The sequence below is a fragment of the Sporichthya sp. genome (genome assembly GCF_013815995.1).
GTDB lineage: Bacteria > Actinomycetota > Actinomycetes > Sporichthyales > Sporichthyaceae > Sporichthya.
On sequence record NZ_JACDFE010000307.1, the window covers coordinates 1 to 4106 of the forward strand.

The following is a 4106-nucleotide window of genomic DNA, read 5'->3' on the forward strand; positions in this document are numbered from 1 at the left end:
GGTGGCGATCACCCCGAGCGGGCTGGCCTACGCCGGCCTGACGGCGGTCGACGTCGGGCTGCACTCGCTGGACGGCGCCGCGGTCGACGCGACGTTCGCACCGTCCTCGGAACTGCCGCTGCACCTGGCGGTTTACGCGGCCACCGGCGCCGGGGCGATCGTGCACACCCACTCCCCGGCGGCCACCGCGCTCTCGCTCCTGGTCCCCCCGGGAGAGGCGGTCCCGCCGGTCCACTACTACGCGGCCATGTTCGGCGGGCCGATCCGGGTCGCGCCCTACCACCCGTTCGGTACCCCGGAACTGGGGGCGGCCGCCGCGGCTGCCCTGACCGGCTCGCGCGGCGCTCTGCTGGCCCACCACGGCGCGGTCACGGTCGGCGCCGACGCCGCCGAGGCGCTGGAACTGGCGATCGTCCTGGAGTGGCTGTGCGACGTCTACCTGCGGGCCGCCGCCGTCGGTCCGCCTGCCGTCCTGGGCCCCGGTGAGCTCGAACAGGCGGCTGCTGCGCTCGCGTCCTACCGGGACGCCCGGCCTCGGCGCGCATAGGCTTTCCGCCATGTCGACGAAGTCCTTCGCGCTGCGCGCCGCCGCCCTGTCCGCCGCCGCTCTGCTGGCGCTGAGCGCTTGCGGCGGAGGCGACAAGGACGACCCGCTGGGCGGCCCGGAGAACACCCCGGCCGGCGGCGGCATCGGCGGCTCCGTGACCATCCCGGACGCGGCGACCAAGCTGACCGACGCCGGCTCCGAGGCCTTCGCCAAGTACTACATGGAGTCGGTGCTCAACAACTCCTACTCCACCGGCAACATCAGCACGCTGATCAAGTACAGCCACCCGCAGTGCATCGTGTGCCGGGCCACCGTCGGGGATATCGCCAGCGCGTGGGCCCGCGGCAAGGTCGACGGCGGCCAGGTCAGCATCAGCGACCTCAAGGCCAGCAAGGCCAACGACAACCTCTACAACGTCGAGTTCAAGTACAGCAAGACGCGCTACGTCGAGGTCGACGGCTCCGGCAAGACGCTGTTCTCCTCGCCGGCCCAGAACGGCCTGAACATCCTGCTGCAGCTGCAGTGGAACGCCGATGCCAAGGCGTGGCAGGCCCGCGAGATCGTGAACCAGGCGCTGCGCGGTGGCAAGGCCGCGACCGCAACCCCCGCGCCCACCCCATAAACTCGGGGGCGTGCTCGGCCCTTTCGTTGCCCGTCACGTCGGGCCCTCCGACGCCGATCAGGCGACGATGCTCGCCGCCCTCGGCTACAAGACGCTGAACGACCTCGCCGTCGCGGCGGTGCCGGACTCGATCCGGCTGCCCTTCGAGTCCGAGGACACCCTCAAGGTCCCGCCGGCGATCTCCGAGGACGAGGTCCTGGCCGAGATCCGCGCGCTGTCGTCGAAGAACACGGTGCGTCAGCAGATGATCGGGCTCGGCTATTACGAGACCGCCACCCCCGGGGTGATCCTGCGCAAGGTGCTGGAGAACCCGGGCTGGTACACCGCCTACACGCCGTACCAGCCGGAGATCTCCCAGGGCCGGCTCGAGGTGCTGCTCGCCTTCCAGACGATGGTCGCCGACCTGACCGGGCTGGCGATCGCGAACGCCTCCCTGCTCGATGAGGCCACCGCGGTCGCCGAGGCCGTCACGTTGATGCGCCGCTCGGTGCGCGGGATGCCGGACGCGCGCGTCGTGCTCGACGCCGACTGCCTGCCGCAGACCGTCGAGGTCGTGCGCACCCGCTGCGAGGCCCTCGGCATCGACGTCGAGGTCGCCGACCTGTCCGGCGGGATCCCCGACGGTGAGGTGTTCGGGATCGTCGTGCAGTACCCCGGCGCGAGTGGGCGACTGCGCCAGCGCGTCGAGTACGCCGCCCTCGCCGAGGCCGCGCACGCCCGCGGCGCGATGGTCACCGCCGCCGCGGATCTGCTGGCCTGCACGCTGATCGAGGCCCCGGGTGAGTGGGGCGCCGACATCGCGGTGGGCAGCGCGCAGCGCTTCGGTGTCCCGTTCGGCTTCGGCGGCCCGCACGCCGGCTTCGTCGCGGTCCGGGCCGGCCTCGAGCGGGGCCTGCCGGGTCGCCTCGTGGGTCAGTCCGTCGATGTCGCCGGCCGTCCCGCGTACCGGCTCGCCCTGCAGACCCGCGAGCAGCACATCCGCCGGGAGAAGGCGACCAGCAACATCTGCACCGCGCAGGTGCTGCTCGCCGTCATCGCCGCGCTGTACGCGGTCTACCACGGCCCGGACGGGCTGACCGCGATCGCGCGGCAGGTGCACGCCCGGGGCCGTGCGATCGCCGACGGCCTGCGTGCGGCCGGCATCGCGATCGTCCACGACAGCTGGTTCGACACCCTCCTGGTCTCGGTGCCCGGCCGCGCATCGACGGTGGTCGCCAACGCCCGCGTCGGCGGCATCAACCTCGGCCAGGACGGGCCGAACCGGGTCCGGATCGCCTGCGGGGAGACCACCACCGCCGCCCACGTCCGCGCCGTGCTCGCCGCCTTCGGCGCCGCCCCCGCCCCGGGGGATGTCATCCCTCTCGACGGCGCAAATCCGGACAAAACCGGGCACCCGTCGGTCGAGGGGGATGACATCCCCTCGGATCTGGGGCGCAGCACGCCGTTCCTGACCGCGCCGGTGTTCCACGAGCACCGCAGCGAGACCGCGATGCTGCGCTACGTCCGCAAGCTCGCCAACAAGGACTACGCGCTCGACCGCGGCATGATCCCGCTCGGTTCCTGCACGATGAAGCTGAACGCGACGACGGAGATGGAGCCGGTCACCTGGCCGCGGTTCGCCGCGATCCACCCGTTCGCCCCGGCCGAGGACTGGCCCGGTTACCTGACGCTGATCCGCGACCTGGAGCACTGGCTGGCTGAGCTCACCGGCTACGACCGGGTCTCCCTGCAGCCCAACGCCGGATCGCAGGGTGAACTCGCGGGCCTGCTGGCGATCCGCGCGTTCCACAAGGCGAACGGCGACGCCGAGCGTGACGTCTGCCTGATCCCATCCTCCGCGCACGGGACCAACGCCGCGTCCGCGGTGATGGCCGGGATGCGCGTGGTCGTCGTGGCCTGCGACGAGGCCGGCAACGTCGACCTCGACGACCTGCGCGCGAAGATCGCCGACCACCGCGGGCAGCTCTCCGCGATCATGGTCACCTACCCCTCCACGCACGGGGTGTTCGAGGACGGCATCCGCGACCTGTGCGCGCTGGTGCACGACGCCGGCGGGCAGGTCTACATCGACGGCGCGAACTTCAACGCCCTGCTCGGCCTGGCCAAGCCCGGCGAGTTCGGCGGCGACGTCAGCCACCTGAACCTGCACAAGACCTTCTGCATCCCGCACGGCGGTGGCGGCCCGGGCGTCGGACCGGTCGCGGTGAAGGCGCACCTGGCGCCGCACCTGCCCAACCACCCGCTGGTTCCCGAAGCGGGACCGGCCGGCGGCGTCGGACCGATCTCCGCCGCGCCCTTCGGCAGCGCCGGCATCCTGCCGATCCCGTGGACCTACATCCGCCTGATGGGCCCGGACGGACTGATCCACGCCACCCAGGTCGCGATCCTGACCGCCAACTACGTCGCCCAGCGCCTGAACGAGCACTTCCCCGTGCTGTACGCCGGCCGCGCCGGCCTGGTCGCGCACGAGTGCATCCTCGACCTGCGCCCGATCACCAAGGCCACCGGCGTCACCGTCGACGATGTCGCCAAGCGGCTGATCGACTACGGCTTCCACGCCCCGACCGTCTCGTTCCCGGTGGCCGGCACGCTGATGGTCGAGCCGACCGAGAGCGAGGACCTCGGCGAGCTGGACCGGTTCTGCGAGGCGATGATCGCGATCGCCGGCGAGATCGCGACGGTCGCGGCCGGGGACTGGCCGGCCGAGGACAACCCGCTGCGCAACGCCCCGCACACCGCCGACGTGCTCTCGGCCGCCGAGTGGGCGCACCCCTACTCGCGCGAGGTGGCGGTCTTTCCGAACGAGGCGGTGCGCGCGGACAAGTACTGGCCGCCGGTCGGCCGGATCGACGGGGCCTACGGCGACCGGAACTTGGTCTGCTCCTGCCCGAGCATCGAGGACTTGGCCGAGGGCTAACTGTTTGTGGGGGGTTGACG

General features: G+C 72.1%; 3 protein-coding genes. All 3 read left to right on the top strand.

Annotated features, from left to right (window positions below):
* A partial coding sequence (locus H0X00_RS22175) for a class II aldolase/adducin family protein (protein WP_293774930.1) occupies positions 1 to 547 on the top strand: 547 nt, incomplete at its 5' end.
* Between the two features lie 10 nt (positions 548 to 557).
* Positions 558 to 1169 carry a DUF6318 family protein gene (locus H0X00_RS22180; RefSeq protein WP_293774931.1) on the top strand — a complete coding sequence of 204 codons (612 nt, stop codon included), beginning with the start codon at positions 558 to 560 and terminating at the stop codon, positions 1167 to 1169.
* A gap of 10 nt (positions 1170 to 1179) precedes the next feature.
* Complete coding sequence (gene gcvP / locus H0X00_RS22185) at positions 1180 to 4086, top strand: aminomethyl-transferring glycine dehydrogenase (protein WP_293774932.1); 2907 nt, start codon at positions 1180 to 1182, stop codon at positions 4084 to 4086.
* Positions 4087 to 4106: the final 20 nt, after the last annotated feature.

Bases quoted from the DNA above. Each gene is read 5' to 3' on its own strand.
- H0X00_RS22180 (WP_293774931.1), top strand. From the start codon at position 558: ATGTCGACGAAGTCCTTCGCGCTGCGCGCCGCCGCCCTGTCCGCCGCC.